General features: G+C 70.9%; 15 protein-coding genes. 7 read left to right on the top strand and 8 right to left on the bottom strand.

Going from position 1 to position 18,246, the window contains the following annotated elements; translation table 11 throughout:
* Positions 1–4 precede the first annotated feature (4 nt).
* Complete coding sequence (locus U8525_RS15535) at positions 5–244, bottom strand: hypothetical protein (protein ID WP_374266311.1); 240 nt, start codon at positions 242–244, stop codon at positions 5–7.
* The gene (locus tag U8525_RS15530; RefSeq protein ID WP_374266309.1) at positions 241–3,198 is read right to left on the bottom strand and encodes a cation-translocating P-type ATPase; all 2,958 of its coding nucleotides are present in this window, start codon (positions 3,196–3,198) and stop codon (positions 241–243) included. The genes U8525_RS15535 and U8525_RS15530 overlap by 4 nt, the downstream gene beginning before the upstream one ends.
* A 523-nt stretch (positions 3,199–3,721) precedes the next feature.
* Between U8525_RS15530 and U8525_RS15525 the strand changes: the two genes are divergently transcribed.
* From U8525_RS15525 to U8525_RS15515, 3 genes are all read left to right on the top strand, one after another.
* Positions 3,722–4,825, top strand: a complete 1,104-nt coding sequence (locus U8525_RS15525; RefSeq protein WP_374266307.1) for an efflux RND transporter periplasmic adaptor subunit — start codon at positions 3,722–3,724, stop codon at positions 4,823–4,825.
* A gap of 20 nt (positions 4,826–4,845) precedes the next feature.
* Positions 4,846–7,956 (top strand): efflux RND transporter permease subunit, encoded by a 3,111-nt coding sequence (locus U8525_RS15520; RefSeq protein WP_374266305.1) that lies wholly within the window; start codon positions 4,846–4,848, stop codon positions 7,954–7,956.
* Positions 7,957–8,086: 130 nt separating this feature from the next.
* Positions 8,087–8,602 (top strand): hypothetical protein, encoded by a 516-nt coding sequence (locus tag U8525_RS15515; protein WP_374266303.1) that lies wholly within the window; start codon positions 8,087–8,089, stop codon positions 8,600–8,602.
* A gap of 4 nt (positions 8,603–8,606) precedes the next feature.
* On the opposite strand, the gene U8525_RS15510 is transcribed toward U8525_RS15515, so the two are convergent.
* From U8525_RS15510 to U8525_RS15500, 3 genes are all read right to left on the bottom strand, one after another.
* The gene (locus U8525_RS15510; protein ID WP_374266301.1) at positions 8,607–9,380 is read right to left on the bottom strand and encodes an NTP transferase domain-containing protein; all 774 of its coding nucleotides are present in this window, start codon (positions 9,378–9,380) and stop codon (positions 8,607–8,609) included.
* Positions 9,377–9,856 carry a gamma-glutamyl-gamma-aminobutyrate hydrolase family protein gene (locus tag U8525_RS15505; RefSeq protein ID WP_374266299.1) on the bottom strand — a complete coding sequence of 160 codons (480 nt, stop codon included), beginning with the start codon at positions 9,854–9,856 and terminating at the stop codon, positions 9,377–9,379. The genes U8525_RS15510 and U8525_RS15505 overlap by 4 nt, the downstream gene beginning before the upstream one ends.
* A 194-nt stretch (positions 9,857–10,050) precedes the next feature.
* The gene (locus U8525_RS15500; RefSeq protein WP_374266297.1) at positions 10,051–10,911 is read right to left on the bottom strand and encodes a class I SAM-dependent methyltransferase; all 861 of its coding nucleotides are present in this window, start codon (positions 10,909–10,911) and stop codon (positions 10,051–10,053) included.
* A 75-nt stretch (positions 10,912–10,986) separates the two neighbouring features.
* On the opposite strand from U8525_RS15500, the gene U8525_RS15495 reads away from it, so the two are divergent.
* On the top strand, positions 10,987–11,418 hold the full coding sequence (locus U8525_RS15495; RefSeq protein WP_374266295.1) for a helix-turn-helix domain-containing protein: 432 nt from the start codon (positions 10,987–10,989) through the stop codon (positions 11,416–11,418).
* 5 nt (positions 11,419–11,423) lie between these two features.
* Here U8525_RS15495 and U8525_RS15490 read toward each other — a convergent pair whose 3' ends face one another.
* Positions 11,424–12,056, bottom strand: coding sequence for a glutathione S-transferase domain-containing protein (locus U8525_RS15490; RefSeq protein ID WP_374266293.1), 633 nt, complete (start codon positions 12,054–12,056; stop codon positions 11,424–11,426).
* Positions 12,057–12,328: 272 nt separating this feature from the next.
* Here U8525_RS15490 and U8525_RS15485 point away from each other — a divergent pair, with 272 nt between their 5' ends.
* The 3 genes from U8525_RS15485 (at position 12,329) to U8525_RS15475 (ending at position 15,591) form a co-directional block, all read left to right on the top strand.
* On the top strand, positions 12,329–13,720 hold the full coding sequence (locus U8525_RS15485) for a hypothetical protein (RefSeq protein WP_374266291.1): 1,392 nt from the start codon (positions 12,329–12,331) through the stop codon (positions 13,718–13,720).
* Between the two features lie 158 nt (positions 13,721–13,878).
* Positions 13,879–14,988, top strand: coding sequence for a DUF1521 domain-containing protein (locus tag U8525_RS15480; protein ID WP_374266289.1), 1,110 nt, complete (start codon positions 13,879–13,881; stop codon positions 14,986–14,988).
* Positions 14,989–15,045: 57 nt separating this feature from the next.
* Positions 15,046–15,591 (top strand): tetratricopeptide repeat protein, encoded by a 546-nt coding sequence (locus U8525_RS15475; protein WP_374266287.1) that lies wholly within the window; start codon positions 15,046–15,048, stop codon positions 15,589–15,591.
* 19 nt (positions 15,592–15,610) lie between these two features.
* Here the strand turns inward: U8525_RS15475 and U8525_RS15470 are convergent, their stop codons facing one another.
* Positions 15,611–16,843, bottom strand: coding sequence for a serine hydrolase domain-containing protein (locus U8525_RS15470; protein ID WP_374266285.1), 1,233 nt, complete (start codon positions 16,841–16,843; stop codon positions 15,611–15,613).
* A 90-nt stretch (positions 16,844–16,933) separates the two neighbouring features.
* Positions 16,934–17,989: a hypothetical protein gene (locus U8525_RS15465; protein WP_374266283.1), complete on the bottom strand. Its 1,056-nt coding sequence runs from the start codon at positions 17,987–17,989 to the stop codon at positions 16,934–16,936.
* Positions 17,990–18,246 lie beyond the last annotated feature (257 nt).

Raw genomic sequence — 18,246 nt, 5'->3', positions numbered from 1 at the left:
TCCCTCAGGCCTGGGCTTCGCCCGCTGACCGCGTTCGCTCGCTCCCGCGGGCCCGGGCTTTCGCCTCGGCCAGGAGGTCCTCGAGGTCCTCCTGCTTCATCGCGGCGCGCGCGGCCACCATGTCGATGAAGCGGTAGGCCGTGGCGGCCACCTCGACGACGAGCGGCCGCAGGTGCTTGCTCGCCAGCACCGTGCCCGCGCCCGCGCCATAGCCCAGCAGGAACGAGGGGAGGTCGAACTTCATGGGGTTGTCTCCAGAGAGGAAGTCGTGTCCGTCACCCGCCGCGCCCGGCGCACCCACGAGCCGCCTCGCGCGGGCACCGCGCCCACCAGGGCGGGCAGGACGAGGCCCAACGCCAGCCCGCCGAACGTCAGCGGCGTGGGCGCCGGCAGTCCCAGCACCCGCCGCAGCGGTGGGAAGGTGAGCGCCGCCGCGTGCAGGGCGGCGGCCCCACCGACGAAGGCGGGGAGGCGCCACTCGCCATCCGAGGGGGCACTGCGCCGTGCCTCCCTGGGCGCGCGACACACGGCCGAGTAGCCGAGCTGCACCGCGGTGAGCGTCCCGAACGCCAGCGGCGGGCCTCCCAGCGCGAGCCCCAGCCCTCCGACGCCCGCCATCAACGCGCCGTCCCGCGCCACCCGCAGCGCCGCGGGGCGCGTGAGCAGCGGCAGCCCTGGTGGCGCGGGGGGCCGGTCGAGGATGGCCGGGTCACCCGGCTCCAGCGCCAGGGCGATCCCCGGCAGCGTGTCCGTGAGGAGGTTGATCCACAGCAGCTGCAACGGCGAGAGCGGCTCCTGAAGCCCCAGCAGGCCCGCGCTCAGCACCAGCGCCATCTCCGAGAGGTTGGTGGCGAAGAGGAAGCGCAGCGCGCGGCGCAGGTTGTCCTGGACGATGCGGCCCTCGCCCACCGCGGACATGATGCTGCGCAGGTCCTCGCTGGCCATCACCACGTCGGCCACCGCGCGCGCCATGTCGCTGGAGCGCACGCCCACCGCCACGCCCACGTCCGCGGCCTGGAGCGCCGGGGCGTCGTTGATGCCGTCTCCCGCCATGGCGACGACGGCTCCCCGCGCGCGCAGGGCCTTCACCAGCTTCCGCTTGTCCTCCGGCGCCACGCGCGCCAGTACCGCCGTGCGGTCGAGCCTGTGCGCGAGCACATCCGCCGGCAGCGCGAGCATGCGCGCCAGCCCATGCGGGGTGAGGGTGTCCCCCTCCAGGCCCACCTGCCGGGCGATGGCCTCGGCCGTGCGAGGCTGGTCTCCCGTCAGCACCACCGTGCGGATGCCCGCGCCTCGCGCCTGGCGCACCGACTCCGCCGCACCCTCGCGGAGCGGATCCCTCAGCCCCACGAAGCCGATGAAGGTGTAGCCGGCCGTCGGCGCGGGGCCTGCGTCCCCTGGGAGCCGCCTCCAGGCCAGCGCCAGCACGCGCAGCCCGTCCGCCGCCAGGGTGTCGTTGCGCCTCGCCAGCCGCTCCCGGTCCTGAGCGTCCAGCGGACCTCCCGAGTCGCGCTCGCACATGCCCAGCACCTGCTCGGGAGCGCCCTTGATGAAGGCCACCACGCCGTCGCCGGGCGCATGGTGGACGCTCACCACGTAGTGGATGCCATCGGAGCGCTCGCGGAGGTCGCGGCGAGGAAAGGCGCGACGGAGCGCGTCTCCGTCCAGCCCCGCGGCGTGCGCGGCGGCCACCAGGGCCTTCTCCGTGGAGCTGCCGGACACCTCCAGCTCCTTGCCGCGGTGGTGGACGTCCACGTCGCTGTTGAGCAGGCCCAGCGCCAGGGCCAGCGTGGGCGGATCCTCCAGCACGGCCTGGGGTTGGAGCCGCAGCGAGGACAGCTCCAGGGGGCCGTCCCCCACGTCCAGCACCTCCAGCCGCATCTCGTTGCGCGTGAGTGTGCCCGTCTTGTCCGCGCAGATGACGGTGACGCCTCCGAGCGCTTCGGCGGCTGCCACGCGCCGCACCACCATGCCGCGCGCGTGCAGCCGCTGCATGGCGCGCACCAGCGCCGCGGTCGCCACCAGGGGCATGCCCTCGGGGAGGGCCGCCACGCCCAGCGCCACCGCGCCGCGCAGCACCTGCGGGCCGGAGCGGCCATGCGCCAGGCCCACCACGGCCGACAGCGCCGCCGCGCCCACGGAGGCCACCGCCACGCGCCGGTCCAGCTGGCCCAGCTTGCGCGTCAGCGGCGTGGACGGCGCGGACTCCTGCGCCACCAGCTCCCGCACGCGCGCCAGCTCCGTGTCCGCGCCGGTGGCCACCACCAGGGCCCGCCCATGGCCCGAGGCCACCGTGGTCCCCGCGAACAGCAGCGACGTCCGCTCCGCCAGCGGCGCCCCCGCATCCACCGGCGCGGCCTGCTTGGCTTGCGGCTCGCTCTCGCCGGTGAGGGGCGCCTCGTCCGCGGAGAGCCGGTGCGCGTCCAGCACGCGCATGTCCGCGGGCAGCACGTCCCCGGCGCGCAGCAGCACCACGTCCCCGGGCACGAGCTCCGCCACCGGCACGGTGAGGAGCACGCCGCCGCGCAGCGCCTGCGCCGCGCCCGCCTCCAGCTTCTGCCACGAGGAGAGCAGCTCCTGGTTGCGGCGCTCGATGCGGTAGCCGATGCCCGCGTTGAGCCCCACCACCGTGAGGATGGCCGTCGCCTCCAGCCCGTCTCCCGCCAGCGTCGAAGCCCCCGCCGAGCCCAGCAGCAGCAGCGTGGGCACGGTGGTCAGCTGCGCGCCCAGCATCGCCAGCCGCGAGCGCGGCGCCTCCTCCTCCATGAGGTTGGGGCCGAAGCGCTTGAGCCGCCGCGCCGCCTCCTCCGGAGTGAGCCCGTGCTCCGTGCCGTCCAGCCGGGCCACGACCGCGTCCACCGTCATCGCGTGCCACGGCTCCCGCGGCCCACGCTGCGCGCCGCGCGTCAGGCGGGCCTTGGGCGGGGTGGGCGCGTGGGCGAGCCGGGGTTCGGGCTCCTGGCGCAGCCGGGCCAGCAGCGGGGCCTCCGGCGCGTAGCGCACCAGCAGGCGGCCGGTGCAAGGCTCCGCGTTCGCCTCCACGACGCCGGGCCAGGTGGCGAAGGTGCGCTCCAGCCGCTTCCCGAGGAAGCGGTTCCATCGCAGGCCGGGGACCTCCAGGCGCAGCCGCCGCGCGGCGGTCGAGTGGCGCACCACCCGCGCGGGAGCGGACTGCCCGTCCATGAGGAACACCACCATTCGCGACCCCCTGACCGGGCGTCAGAGACGTGGGGATGGCGGCCCGCCGGAACAAGGCGGCCCTGCGTGCCAGGGGACGCTGTCGCGGTGACACCCGCGCGCTGCGCCTCCCACCGGCCAACACCGCGCTCCTCCTCCAGGGCCGGGAGGGGCGGAGTGGGGGACCCCGCGCTCCGTGTCGCATGGTTTCACCTGAAACGGTGCGCACGTGCGCAAAGGCTGACAGACGTCAAGCCGCCCTGGGAGTGAACCTGTCACGGCCCCGTCACGTGTCTTCCTGACATTCTCCTGCCATTCCCTCGCGCGACCTGACTCCCACCCGCTGGGTCACAACCTGAACGGATTTTCAAGGGGGCAAATACAGGGCGATTCGGCTAGGGGGGGGCTGTAAAATCCCCGACACCGCTGCGCCGTCCAGCTCGGTCGAGTGCCCACGATGCATGATTCGCTCTCCGCTCCTTCCCCTGAAGTGACTTCCTCTTCACCGCGCCGTGCGAGCCGCGCCAGACGCTGGATCATCGGCGTGGTGCTGCTGCTCGCGGTCTTCGCCGGACTCGCCGCAGTCAAGGCGGGCCAGATCATCGCGATGATCAAGGCTGGCGAGACCTTCGTTCCTCCGCCGGAAGCCGTCACCTCCGCCCAGGCGGAGGCCTTCGGCTGGCAGGGGACGCGGAGCGCCGTCGGCACGGTGATCGCGCTCCGGGGCGTGACCCTGAGCGCGGAGCTGCCGGGCGTCGTCAGCGACATCCGCTTCGAGAACGGCGCGTCCGTGAAGAAGGGCCAGGTGCTCGTCCAGCTCGACACCTCCAGCGAGCAGGCCCAGCTGACCGGCGCCGAGGCCGACGCGGAGCTCGCGCGGCTGACCCGCGAGCGCGTCGAGAAGCTCCACGCGCAGGGCGCCAACACCCAGTCGGACCTCGACGCCGTCCGCGCGCGGGCCATCCAGGCCGCCGCCACCGTGGCGCACCTGAAGTCCCTCATCGCGAAGAAGACCATCCGCGCGCCCTTCGATGGCCGCGTCGGCATCCGCCAGGTGGAGCTGGGGCAGCTCGTCTCCCCGGGCAACCCCATCGCCTCCCTCCAGTCCTCCAACCCGGCCCTCGTGGAGTTCCAGCTCCCGCAGCAGGCGCTGGCGCAGGTGAAGCAGGGCCAGAAGGTGCGCCTGAACGTCGACGTCTTCCCGGGCGAGACCTGGGAAGGCGACCTCACCACCATCAACCCCGAGGTGGAGCTGTCCTCGCGCAACGTGCGCATGCGCGCCACGGTGCCCAACGCGGACGGCCGGCTGCTGCCGGGCATGTTCGCCAGCGTGCAGGTGCTCTCCGACGCCAGAGAGCAGGTGGTGGCCATCCCCGCCACCGCCGTGCTCTTCGCCCCCTACGGTGACTCCGTCTTCACCCTCTCCGAGGGCAAGGACGCCGCGGGCAAGGCGGCCCTGCTGGCGCGGCAGCAGTTCGTGCGGCTGGGGGAGCGCCGGGGCGACTACGTCGCGGTGACGTCCGGCCTCAAGCCCGGGCAGACCGTGGTCAGCAGCGGCGTCTTCAAGCTGAAGAACGGCGCGGCCGTCGTCGTGAACAACGCGCTGGCGCCTCCCGTCGAGGCCGCGCCCCAGCCGGTGAACCCGTAAGGGACGCGGAAGGCGAACCCATGAACTTCACCGACCTGTTCATCCGGCGTCCCGTCGTGGCGCTGGTCGTCAACCTCATCATCATCATCGCCGGCCTCCAGGCCCTGCGCACCCTCAACGTGCGGCAGTACCCGCGCAGCGAGAACGCCGACATCGTCGTCACCACCGTCTACGTCGGCGCCAACGCGGAGCTCGTCCGTGGCTTCATCAGCACGCCGCTCGAGCGCGTCATCGCCGCGGCGGACGGCATCGACTACGTCGAGTCCACCAGCTCCCAGGGCGTCTCCATCATCCGCGCCCGCCTCAAGCTCAACTACGACTCCAACCGGGCCCTGAGCGAGATCAGCGCCAAGGTGGACCAGGTTCGCGGCGACCTGCCGCCCGAGTCCCAGGTGCCGGTGATTGGCATCGAGTCCGCGGACAGCCAGTTCGCCAGCGGGTACCTCAACTTCACCTCGGACTTCCTCGAGCTGAACGAGCTGTCCGACTACCTGGTGCGAGTGGTCCAGCCCCGGCTGTCCTCCGTGGAGGGCGTGCAGCGCGCGGACATCCTGGGCGCGCGCACGTTCGCCATGCGCGTGTGGATGAAGCCGGACCGGATGGCCGCGCTCAACGTCAGCCCCATCCAGGTCCGGCAGGCGCTCTCCGCCAACAACGCGCTCGCCGCCGTGGGCCAGACGAAGGGCTCGCTCGTCCAGGTGAACCTCACGGCGAACACCAGCCTGCGCTCCGTGGAGGAGTTCAAGCAGCTCATCGTCCGCAAGGACGGCGGCGCGGTGGTGCGGCTGGCGGACGTCGCGGACGTGGTGCTCGGCGCCGAGGACTACGACACCGACGTGACGCTCAACGGGAAGACGGCGGTCTTCGTCGGCGTCTGGTCGCTCCCCAACGCCAACTCGCTGGACGTCATGCAGCGCATCCGCAAGGAGATGGACTCGCTCAAGAAGGACCTCCCCGAGCAGATCCACGGCGGCGTCGCCTTCGACGGCACGGACTACATCCAGAACGCCATCGACGAGGTGGTGAGCACGCTCATCGAGACGCTCATCATCGTCGTCATCGTCATCTTCCTGTTCCTGGGCTCCGTGCGCTCCATCCTGGTGCCGGTGGTGGCCATCCCGGTGTCACTCATCGGCACGGTGTTCCTGATGCAGGTGTTCGGCTTCACGGTGAACCTGCTCACCCTGCTCGCGGTGGTGCTGTCGGTGGGCCTGGTCGTGGACGATGCCATCGTCGTGGTGGAGAACGTGGAGCGCCACCTGCGCGAAGGGCTGCGCCCGGTGGACGCCGCCCTCAAGAGCGCGCGGGAGCTGGTGGGGCCCATCATCGCCATGACCCTGACGCTCGCCGCGGTGTACGCGCCCATCGCCTTCCAGGGCGGGCTCACCGGCTCGCTGTTCCGCGAGTTCGCGCTCACGCTGGCCGGAGCGGTGGCCCTGTCGGGCGTGGTGGCGTTGACGCTCTCGCCGATGATGTCCTCCGTGCTCCTGAAGGCGGGCCACGAGGACAAGGGGCTCGCGGGCATCATCAACCGCGGCTTCGAGCGCCTGCGGGCCGCGTATGCCCGCTCCCTGGACAGCTCGCTCCTCATCCGCGGGCCCGTCTACGCGGCGTGGATCTTCCTGAGCCTGCTCGCGCTGATGATGTTCAGCCAGTCGCCCCGGGAGCTGGCGCCCGTGGAGGACCAGGACTTCGTCATCGGCATCGTCAGCACCCCGTCCAACTCCACCCTGGACCAGCTGAAGCCGTCCGTGTCCAAGGTGAGCGAGTCGCTGATGGAGATGCCGGAGTCCAGCTTCAACTTCCAGATCATGCAGCCGAGCAACGGCTTCTGGGGGCTGGTGTTGAAGCCGTTCAAGGAGCGGCAGCGGACCACCGCCCAGGTGCTGGCGGAGGCGCAGGAGCGGGTGAACACCATCCCGGCGGTCCAGACGTTCACCCTCCAGCCCCCCGCGCTGCCGGGCGGCGGCAACTTCCCGGTGGAGTTCGTCATCGCCTCCACGGCGGAGGCGGATGAGATCCTGGGCTTCGCGCAGCAGCTCCAGGAGAAGGCGACGGCGAGCGGGCTGTTCGCCTTCCCGCCCATCATCGACGTGAAGCTCGACCAGCCCCAGTCGGAGCTGGAGATCGACCGCGAGAAGGTCGCGCAGCTGGGCCTGAACCTGGGGACCGTGGGCATGGACCTGGGGTCCGCGGTGGGCGGCAACTTCGTCAACCGGTTCAACATCGCGGGCCGCAGCTACAAGGTCATCCCGCAGGTCCTGCGGTCCTCGCGCCTCACCCCGGAGCAGCTCAAGGACATCCACGTCACGGGGCCGGACGGCAAGCTCGTGGCGCTGTCGTCCATCGCGTCGCTCCAGGACAAGGTGGCGCCCCGGTCGCTCAACCGCTTCCAGCAGCTCAACGCCGTCAAGCTCAGCGGCGTGGCCATCCGCCCGCTGGACGAGGCGCTCACCTACCTGGAGACGGAGGCCTCGCGCATCCTGCCCGCGGGCTACCGCCTGGACTACACGGGCGAGTCCCGGCAGCTGCGCCTGGAGGGTGACTCGTTCGCTCCGGCGTTCGGGCTGGCGGTGGTGCTGATCTTCCTGGTGCTCGCGGCCCAGTTCAACAGCTTCCGGGATCCGCTCATCATCCTCGCCGGGTCCGTGCCGCTGGCGCTCTTCGGCGCGCTGGTGACCACGTTCCTGCGGATGCCGAACCCGACCATGCCGTACTTCACGGACAGCTTCACCACCACGCTCAACATCTACTCACAGGTGGGGCTGGTGACGCTGGTGGGGCTCATCGCGAAGAACGGCATCCTCATCGTGGACTTCGCCAACCGGCTCCAGGAGCAGGGCCTGTCGAAGCTGGAGGCGGTGAAGGAGGCGGCCTCCGAGCGTCTGCGCCCCATCCTCATGACGACGGTGGCCACGGTGGCGGGCCACTTCCCGCTCGTGCTGGTGTCGGGACCGGGCGCGGCGGCGCGCAACAGCATCGGGCTCGTGCTGGTGACGGGCATGGCGCTGGGCACGATGTTCACCCTCTACTTCGTGCCGGCCCTGTACCTGCTCATCGCGAAGCAGCGCACCGTGGCCGTCAGCGAGGCCTCGCCGGCGCTCCAGGCGCGCTCTGACGCCGCCGCCTGACCCGCGGTGCTGGAGGCCGTGCGCCGCCCGCGCACGGCCTCCGCGTGGGACCCCTGTCCTAGAGTTCCTCGCGCAACCCGTCAGCGCGAGGACCCGGCTCCTTCTCCTGACGCATGCGTGAAGGACGGTCATGGCAACCCTGAAACAACTGGCGTTCCGGATGGCGCGGGCGCCCGCCTCCGGCTCGGTGGTGCGCTTTGGCTTCGCGCACGTGGACCGGCTGCTGCCGCTCACCGCCGTGGAGCGCTCGGAGCAGGCCGCCATCTACCGCCACCCCCGTCCGGTCTACGGCACCTTCCACCACCTCGCGGTGCCCCTGCGGGGCGTGCCGGATGTCTTCGCCCTGGCGCACCCGCGCCACGCCGGGCTGCGCGCGGGCCTCTTCGGGCTCATCGCCAGCGCCCGGCTGCGGGCGCCCTCCTCGGTGCTCGTCAACGCGGGGCCGCGACAGGACGTGGGGCAGGTGCACTTCCACCTCACGGACGCCGCGCCCTTCCGCGACGCCGTCCGCGAGGAGCGCCTCACCTGGCCGGACTGGGACCAGGCCGTCCGCGCGCTGCCCTCCGTCCCCGGCATCGAGGAGCGCTTCCGCGCCGGCTTCTCGCTGCTCCAGGACGCGGGTGACCCGCGGGTGCGCCTCATCTGAGGCTTCAGCGCGGAGCGGCCGTGGGGGACCAGAAGTCCACCAGCGCGCCGGAGGCGTGGGCCTCGGTGTAGCGGCGCAGGTCCTCCCCGTTGTCCGCCTCCAGCCAGCCGGACGCGATGGGCACGGCGTGAATGGCCACGCCCTCGCGGAGGAGGTCCTGGAGGAAGCCCGTCATGGAGATGTTCCAGTACCGGGTGTCCTCCGCCACGCGCCGGTCGAAGCGCTCGAGGAGCGAGTGCAGCACGCCGGGCCCGAAGCGCAGCAGCCCGATGTACTGCCCCTGCACCTCCTCCACCGAGCGCACCCGCGAGCCGATGTCCACGATGCGCTCGCCTTCGAGCCGCAGCGACTCGCAGTCCGTCGTGGGGTCCTCCATCCGGAGCTCCCAGAGGCGGCGCCACTGCGTGTCGATGGCGACGGAGAGGTCTCGCGTCGCGGCCAGCATCGCGCCCAGCACCTCGCGTGAGAAGACGATGTCTCCGTAGGCGACGAGGACCGGCTCCGTGCGGGGCACCACCGGCAGGCTGAAGCGCAGCGTGGAGACCATGTTTCCGGTGGTGTAGGCGGGGTTCACCACGACGTGCACGTCGCGGCCTGCCCGGACCTGGTCGGGGTACGCCCCGGCCATGACGGTCACGTCCACGCCGAAGTGCTTGTAGACGGCGAGCTGATGGTCGAGCAGCGCCGCCCCCGCCAGCTCCACCAGACACTTGGGCCGGTTCGCCGCCAGCGGTCCCATGCGGGTCCCCAACCCCGCGGCCAGAACGATTGCCTTCATGGTGTGTAGGCCTCCAGGTACTCGAGGACCGCTGGGAGGTGATGCGGCTCGCGCTCGGGGTGCCAGAGGATGCCCAGCGCGCGCCGGGCCCTGCTCGCGAAGGCCTCCATCCCTCCTGTCTCCGAGCGCGCGAGGACGTCCCAGCCCTCGGGCATGGAGGCCTCCTCCACGCCCCAGTGGTGGAAGCTCGCCACCTCCGCTGGCCCCCGCCACGCGCCGGTGAGCGGGCCCGTCAGGGCGTGGCGCACGCGCACGTGGCCTTCCACGCGCGTGAGCCGCATCCCCGCGGCGAGCGCGAGCATCTGCGCGCCCCGGCACACGCCGAGCACGTGCGTCCCCGTCCGAGCGGCGAGCGACAGCAGGAGCGACTCCGCCTCATTCCGTGCGGGGACCGCGTCCTGGCCCGTCCCCGGCGCGTCGTTGCCTCCGGTGAGGATGACCAGCTCGGGGCGCAGGGCCCAGGCCCAGGGCGCCACCTGCGGGGAGACGCAGCAGAACCCGCTGGACCTCCGCCGCCGCGGCTCCAACGGTCCCTGAGCCGCGGCGCGGAGGCTCGCAAGACAGCGCTGGGCACGCGCCGCCGCGCTGAATGCGTACCGCTTACGGGGGGAGGACGACGCCTGGAGCCGGGCGCCCGGCTCCTTGGGCACGTCCTCGACGGGGAGTGCCTTCAGCGCCCCTGGGCGGCGGGCGCACGGGCGCCAATGCGCCAGCACGCGGCGGTGTAACGGACCTCCGGTCCGTGGACGAAGGGGCCGAACGCGGCGCGGACCGTGTCGATGACCTGGGCGCGAGTCCGCTCGTCCGCCTCGTGGAGGTACCGGCCGACGGCGCCGAATCTGGACAGGTAACGGACCAGCTCCTTCTCGGGCAGGGTGCAGGTCACGTCGACGGGCTGGAGGTCGATGCCGGCCCAGCCGCTGTCCTCCAGGATGCGGTGGACCCGGTTCGCGTCCGCGAAGGCGAACTGCCCGGGGGCGCCCGGCTTGCGGGCCGGGAGGTCCGGCAGGAGCGGCGCGGCGGCGCGCTCGGCGGTCGTCATGAACGGATTGTCAGCGGGGCTCCGCCACGCGATGGCCAGGAGTGTGGCGTCCGACCGCGCGGCACGTCGCAGGTTGGCGAAGGCCTGGACCGGGTCCTCGAAGAACATGACGCCGAAGCGCGAGATGATCATGTCGTAGTGGGCGGGCTCGAAGGCGTGCAGCTGCGCGTTGGCGCGGACGAAGCTCGCCGGAGTGCCCTCACGGTCGGCCCGGGCGCGGGCGGCGTCGAGCATCGGCGCCGAGATATCGACGCCGGTGCAGTGCCCCTCCGTGCCCAGCCGCCGCGCGACGGCGAGCGTGGTGCTGCCCGTGCCACAGCCGATGTCGAGCACCTGGCGCGCGGAGCTCGCGACCACCGCTTCGACGAGCAGGTCTTCAATCGGCTTGAACATCCCGTCGAGCACCTCCTGCGCTTCGACCCAGGCGCGTCCGGAGGGGCCATTCCAGAGCTGCGACTGTTCGTCGTCGGGGGGGCGGGTGGCATCCATGCGGGGCTCCTCCTGCTTGTCTTCGGGAACTGGAGGCCGCACTGTGCCAGCTCAAGTCGACTTGAGGTCAAGCGCGTGACGGAGCTGGACATCACGGAGGTGGTGCGGCGCTCGGGAGTCCCGGCCTCGGCGCTGCGCTTCTACGAGGAGAAGGGGCTCATCGCCTCCATCGGCAGGAAGGGGTTGCGCCGCCTGTTCGAGCCCAGCGTGCTGGAGCGGCTGGCGTTGATTGCGCTGGGGCGCGCCGCGGGCTTCTCGCTGGATGAAATCGCGCGCGTGTTCTCGCCGGGCAGGCGTCCGAGCATCGACCGGAGGATGCTCGCGGCCCAGGCGGAGAAGCTGGACCAGAAGATCCGCGAGCTGGGCGCGATGCGCGACAGCCTGCGCCACGCCGCGGCCTGCCCCCATCCGAACCACCTGGACTGCCCCACCTTCCGCCGCCTCCTCCAGGGCGCCATGTCAGGCAGGAAGGGCGCGCGAAGGAAGCGGGCTCCGCGGCCGCCGTGAGGCTTTCAGGTGTCGAAGCGGAAGGCGGTCTCGCTGGCGGAGGGCCGCTTCGAGAACTGCTGGCAGAACTGGTTCAGCGCCGCGTAGGGCTTCGTGGGCAGGACGTCCCGGAACTCCAGATGGGTCACGAGGCAGAAGAGGGTGACCTCCAGGTAGCTCAGGTCCCGTTCGGGCGGCAGGGCGGCGAGCGCTGCATTGGCGTTGTCTTCCAGCCACGCCATCATGTTGAGCAAGGACTCGCGCAGCTTGAGCGCGTGGCGCGTGCCTTCTCCGGCGCCCGCCATCTTCTCCATGACCAGCGTCACCTCCGTCGCCATGGCTTGCAGCGTCAATTCCTGCACGTTCGCCAGCAGGGGGACGTCCAGGTCCTCTGGCCACACCACCCGACGCCTGGGGCTGGACCGCCGCCACAGCTCGCGAGAGACATTGAGCGCGCCAAACCAGGCGCCCCCGGCGCTCTTCAGGACGGGGATCCGGAGCGCGGGGTTGCCGCCATAGTCCGCCGGGTCGGTCGACAGGAGATCGCGCACCACCTGGAAGGAACACGGGACGCATAGCTCCGAGGCGAAGAGCCGCGCGATGCGGGTGAAGTGCGAGCTGGAACGACCGATGAGGACAGGGGTGTCGGGGGCGGCCATGCGTGGCCCTCCGGGCGAGGTGGGTGGCGCGTGTGTCTGGAAAAGGACGCCTGGGCCTGCCCGCCTACCACGGAGCCGGACCGGATGCCGCCGGGTTGTCGTCCAGGCATCCATTTCCTGTCAGCGCACATGCCCGCGGAAGGAGATGCCGGTTGGGGGATTCCTTGCATTCTTCCGGCACTTTTCCGGTTCCAATGTTTACGGCAACTTTACATGGTATCCCTGGATAATTAGAGACGGGGGAGGACTCCCGCTGTGCCCAAGGAGATTCCGTGAAGGTCACTGAACGAGCGCTCAACGCTGTTCTTTCCAATTCCCAGACACAGACGACCACGAAGCCGAACGCGTCGGCGGAGCTCCAGTTCCTTCAGGGATTGCAGCAGCTGTCCGCGACGCAGGCGGCCACGACCGCCGCGCCGCAGGGCGTGGCCCGCACCAGCTATATCGCCGCTCAGTCGTCCCCCACGCCCGCGGGGCCGATGCTTCCGGACAGCCGTCCCAGCGCGTCCGCCGTCGACAGGAAGGTGTCGGAGGCCTACACGCAGATTGGTCGCGTCCCCTCCACCAGCGAGCGCCGGGAGATGGTCAAGCTGGCGCAGGACCTGGCCGCGGAGGGCAAGAACGCCACGGAGATCAAGTACGCCGTCATCGAGAAGCTGCGCGCCATCCAGGCCGGCACCGCCACGAAGCCTGGCGCCGCCGAGCTGCGCAACGTGGCGGCGGAGACCTTCAAGACCACCTTCGGCCGGGCCCCCGGTGAAGGCGAGCTCAGCCGTTGGGCCGCCGAGGCCCAGAAGCTGGCGGACCAGGGGATGGACGCCACGTCCATCAAGTACACGCTCCCCTCCATGATGCGCGAGGTGCGCGACGGCCTGGACAAGACCGACCCCGCCGCGCTGCGCGGCCTGGCGAAGGAGACCTTCAAGTCCGTCTTCGGCCGCGAGCCCTCCGCCAGCGAGCTGTCCCGCTGGGAGGGCGAGGCCAAGAAGCTGGTGGACGAGCAGAAGATGAACGCCACCGGGGTGAAGACCACGCTGCCGTCCATGATGCGCGAGGTGCGCGACGGCCTGGACAAGACCGACGCCGGCGCCCTGCGCAACCTGGCGAAGGACGCCTTCAAGAGCACCTTCGGCCGCGAGCCCTCCGCCAGCGAGCTGTCCCGCTGGGAGGGCGAGGCCAAGAAGCTGGTGGACGAGCAGAAGATGAACGCCACCGGGGTGAAGACCACGCTGCCGTCCATGATGCGCGAGGTGCGCGACGGCCTGGACAAGACCGACACCGGCACCCTGCGCAACCTGGTGAAGGACGCCTTCAAGGACACCTACGGCCGCGAGCCCAACGCCGGTGAGCTGGACACGTGGACCCAGAAGGCCCGGAAGCTGGTGGACGACGACAAGATGAACGCCACCGGGGTGAAGATGAACCTGCCGTCCATGATGCGCGAGGCCCGCGACGGCCTGGACAAGACGGATGATGGCACCCTGCGTCGCCTGCTCTCCGAGGCCTTCCGCGAGGTCCTGGGGCCCAACGGCCGGGGCCCCAGCCAGGCGGAGATCAACGCCTGGATGGACAAGGCCCACGAGATGGTGAAGGACAAGCAGAACGCCACCGCCATCAAGTACGCCTTCCTCACCGGCTTGCGGACCGCCCTGGAAAACCAGTAGTTTCGCGGGGATGGCGCCAGCCCTCTCCCCGGGGCTGGCGCCGGGGTTCCCGCTCCGCTGGAATTCACCGTGTAGGCACAACTTCTGATCGTGGACGCTGGATAATCCCGCTTTAGACATTCCGCGCCGTCCGAGGCGCCCATCACCGAGGGGAAAACATGGCTGGCATCACCTCCACCGGCAGCAGCCCGCGAGTCCTCCAGGCCAACACCAACGCTCCCGGCCTGAGCGAGGCGGAGCTGGCGAAGAACCTGAAGCTCATCGAGTCGACGGCCAACGAGGCGCTGTCGCTCATCGAAGCGCAGCTGAAGCAGGCCTCCGCGCAGCCGGCCACCGCGACGAAGACCGCGGACGGCAGCTCGTTCGTGACGGGCCAGGCGCCCGCGGACACCCAGCAGGGGGCCTCGACGAGCGGGGCCTTCCCCTCGGAGGCGCCGAAGTGGGAGGCGCTGATGCGCCCCGCGGACAAGCTCAAGGTGGACAACAACGGCGTCATCACCACGCCGGGCGGCTACAAGATCGAGCAGCTGGGCAAGCAGGAGTGGAAGATCTCCGGCCCGGACGGCAAGAGCACCCGCATCTGGGGCGACCCGCACGTCGATGAGAGCGACGGCGGCAAGTTCGACTTCAAGCGCGACACCACCTTCGTGCTGGGGGACGGCACGCAGATCCACGTGGGCACCGTGCCGTACGGCAACGGGATGACGGTGACGGGCCAGCTGGACATCACCTGCGGCGACGACCACATCCAGGTCACGGACATCGACAAGGGCAAGGGCAAGGTCGGGCAGATCACGAAGGACGGCTGGGAGACCTCGGCGGACTTCACCACCAAGCACTTCGAGGACCGCCTGAACATGGGCGACTCCACGGCCTCCTGGTCCTACGTCGGCCGCGAGGTGACGGGCAACGACGGCACGGTGGACAAGTTCAAGACCGGCGACTTCATGACGCTGAGCGAGAAGGCCATCTCCAGCGCGGACGGCAAGACGAACTCGGCCACGTTCACCAAGGCGACCTTCGACGCGACGCGCGACAACGCGCTGACCAAGGCCACCGAGGCCGTCACCAAGACGTTCAACGCGCTGGGCAACACCCAGGCGCTGGGCTTCAACCCGTTCACGGGCACGGACGACCTGGGCAAGTACGACAAGGACGACCACCGCGAGGGCATCCAGAAGGCCTTCGACAGCGTGAAGAGCATGTTCAGCGCGCTCGACGACGTCGGCCGCTTGAATGATATCGTCAAGCGCAACCTGTTCGTCTGACCGTAACCCGCTGGCTTCGGGGGACGCTTGCACCAGGTCCCCCGGCGTGAGGTGCCCGTGAGCAGCAAGGCGGTGAGCAGCAAGTCCGTGAGCAAGAAGGCCGAGTCCCCCAAGGACGGGCCCGTGGATGGACCGCCGCTGACGGAGGAGCTCATCCGGGGAGAGGTGACGCTGGGCCAGTTCCTCGGGATGACGAACGAGCGGCTCTACAAGTACGCCGCCACGGGCCACCAGATGCTCCAGGCGGGCCGCACGAAGGTCGCGCTGCAGATCTTCGAAGGCCTGGTGGCCGCCTCGCCGCACGACACGGTGTTCCGCGCGCAGCTGGGCGCCGCGTACATGACGGCGGACCGCGTGGATGAGGCCTTCGCGGAGTACGACCAGGCCCTGCGCTTCAACAGCTCCAACGTGGACGCCCTGGTGGGACGCGGGGAGATCCTCCTGCGGCGCGGCAAGGTGCCGGAGGGGCTGAAGGACCTGGGCAAGGCCATCGAGTACGACCCTGGCCTGCGCCGCAAGTCCACGCAGCGGGCCCGCGGGACGCTGCTCGCGCTCAAGAAGCAGGCGGAGCAGGCGAAGGCGAAGTCCGCCGTGAAGAAGTAGGCGCCCTCCCGCGGCCCTCTCAGGGTTGGGAGGGCCCCTGCAGCGCCGCGGAGATGATCCGCGCGGCGATGTCCGGCTGCGCTCCGCCCATGTGGAGCGTGTTGACCGAGAAGACGAGGCGCCTGCGCAGGTCCCGCGTGGCGCCCATCCCGTTGTTGTAGCCGTGCCGGTCGCCGCTCTTGCCCCAGAGCGTGACGCCGTTGATGTCGAAGCGGGTGAGGCCCGCGCTGTAGCTGGCGCTGCCGCCTCCCGCGGCGGGCACGTCCGGGACGGTGAACAGCTCCTCCTGCTGCTTGCGTGGCAGCAGCCGTCCCTGGAAGAGCGCGACGAGGAAGCGGTCCAGGTCCTCCGTGGTGGAGATCATCTCTCCGGCGGCCCAGGGCACGGACTGGCTGGCTTCGGTGACGTCCACCAGGCAGCGTGAGCCAGCCGTGATGGCCCCCGCCAGGCATGCTGTCCCTTCCGGCGCGACCTCCTCGTAGCCTCGGGCGTGGCGCCCGGGAATCGTCACGTCAGTGCCGGGCACGAAGGTGTCGCGCAGGTGCAGCGGCCGCAGGATGCGCTCGCGCACCGCGTCCCCGTAGGGCCGGCCCGTCACCTGTTCGATGAGCAGCCCCGCGACGATGTAGCCGATGTTGCCGTACTCCTGCCGCGTGCCCGGAGCGAAGCGCGGGCCCTGTGGGAGCGCCAGCGCGACGAGCTCCCGGGGGCTGAAGCGCCGGTAGCGGTTCTGGAAGAACCAGTCCGGGTCCTTCTGGGGCACCGGCACGCCGGGCAGGCCATGCGTGTGATTGAGCAACTGGCGCACGGTGATGGGCGCGTAGACGCCCGCGGGCAGCAGGCGCGGCAGGGCGTCCTGGACGGGCCGGTCCAGGTCCACGCGCCCCTCGGCGGCGAGCTGCAGCACGACGGTGGCCGTGAACGTCTTCGTCATGCTGCCGATGCGGAAGCGCGCGTCCGCGGGCACCGGGGCGCCGGTGCGGAGGTCCGCCACGCCGGACGTGCCCAGCCAGCGTCCGTCCGCGCCGCTCACCCGGACCAGCGCGCCGGACACCTCCGCGTTGGGGAGCCCCGCGATGGCCTGGCGCAGCGCCTCGCGGTTCAGCGGTGGCAGGGGCGGGTGCGCCGCTTCCAGCTCCCACTCGCTCACCTCCGGCGCGGTTCCCGCTGGCGTCTCCGGCCCGCAGGCGGGGGCCGTGACGCTCGCGAGCAATGCCATCCCCAGCCGCAGTCCGCGGTGCAGGACCGCCATGTTCCAGCTCCTGTGAGCGAAGGGCCGGCGAGTCCGGCCGGCGGATGGAACACCGGCGCTTCCTGGCGGTGTCACCGGCCCGGTGGAGGCTCAGTCCGCCGCCACGTACAGCTCGCCGTTCTGCCCGATGGCGCCCGGCGCCAGCGACCAGCCTCCGTTGTCGCGCATCAGGTGGAGCGTGCGCTTGCCCTCCGGCGAGCGCGCGGCCCCCATGAGCAGGAACCTCCGCGTCCAGCGGGCGCCGGTGACCGTCAGCACGTCGTGATTCACGCTCCAGGTGCCCTGGTCGCTTTCGGAGCCGAACTTCATGGCGCCCACCTGCCCGGACGCGCCCGCGTATTTGTAGTGGAACGAGTGGTTCGCACCGAAGGTGTATTCGGTGCGGCCGGAGACCGCCGTCATCGTGGTGCTTCCTGTATAGGTATTGACCCACTGGGCGCTGGTGCCGCTGTCGTGGAGGAAGTGGCCCACCACCTCCGCGTCGTCCACCAGCGGCAAGCCCACGGGGCTTCCGCGCACGCCCTTCAGCGCCTCCTCCACCCGGGCGTAGGACGTGCTCCAGGAGTACGACGCCGACAGGTGCTCGCCCACGCCCCCGGGCGTCATGAAGCTCTGGATGAACACCAGCGGCTCCAGGCGGTCGCCCGCCTCCACCAGGTAGAGGCTCACGCGGAAGTCCCGGCCGTTGTGCTTCGCGCGCACCACCGCGGCGGTGAAGAAGGCGCGGGCGCCGTTGGCCATGAAGCGCCGCATCACCAGCGGGTCCGGCTTCACGTCGTTCCAGTCCGCGCCCACGCGCTCCTGCCACATCCGCGCGAGCTTGCCCTCGCCATCGTCGAGCCCGGGCACGCTCGGCAGCCGGAGCGCCTCCACGCCCAGGGTGTCGCTCCGGTCGTTCCACTCGACGATGAACCGTCCGTCCTCCTGTGTCTTCCAGCCCGCTGGCGCGTTGAATGCGAAGCCACCGGGCTCCCCGGGTGTCCCGCCGCGGGCCCTGCTCACCGTGCCGGATGCTCCGGGCGTGGCGCTGTCGCTCCCCGCGAAGAAGCCCAGGGCCATGAGCCCCAGGGTGCCGGTACAGCAGAACGCGCAGGCGCCTCCGACGGTGAGGAGGATCCAGAAGCGGGGACTCTTGGGGCGGGCCATGGTGGGGTGCCTGGGAAGGGGCTCATCCTCTTCTACGTGCGCCGGGCCGAATCTTTCCTCCCGAGAAGGGATGTGCCTCGTCGCGCGCGCTGGAGGACGGAGGCCGTGGAGACCGCGACGCGGTGGGGCCGGATGAACCACCTGCGCCATGTGCTCGCGGGAGGCGCCTGGTTCGCGGCTCTTCAAGCCCTGTCTTGGCTTCGAGTGAGAGGGAGTGCATGACCTGTGCATTCTTGAACTCGAAATGGATTAGGCTT

This window comes from Corallococcus sp. RDP092CA (genome assembly GCF_041903675.1).
Lineage (GTDB): Bacteria > Myxococcota > Myxococcia > Myxococcales > Myxococcaceae > Corallococcus.
Note: the sequence above shows the minus strand (reverse complement) of the source record. Positions and strands in the feature narration are given on the sequence as shown.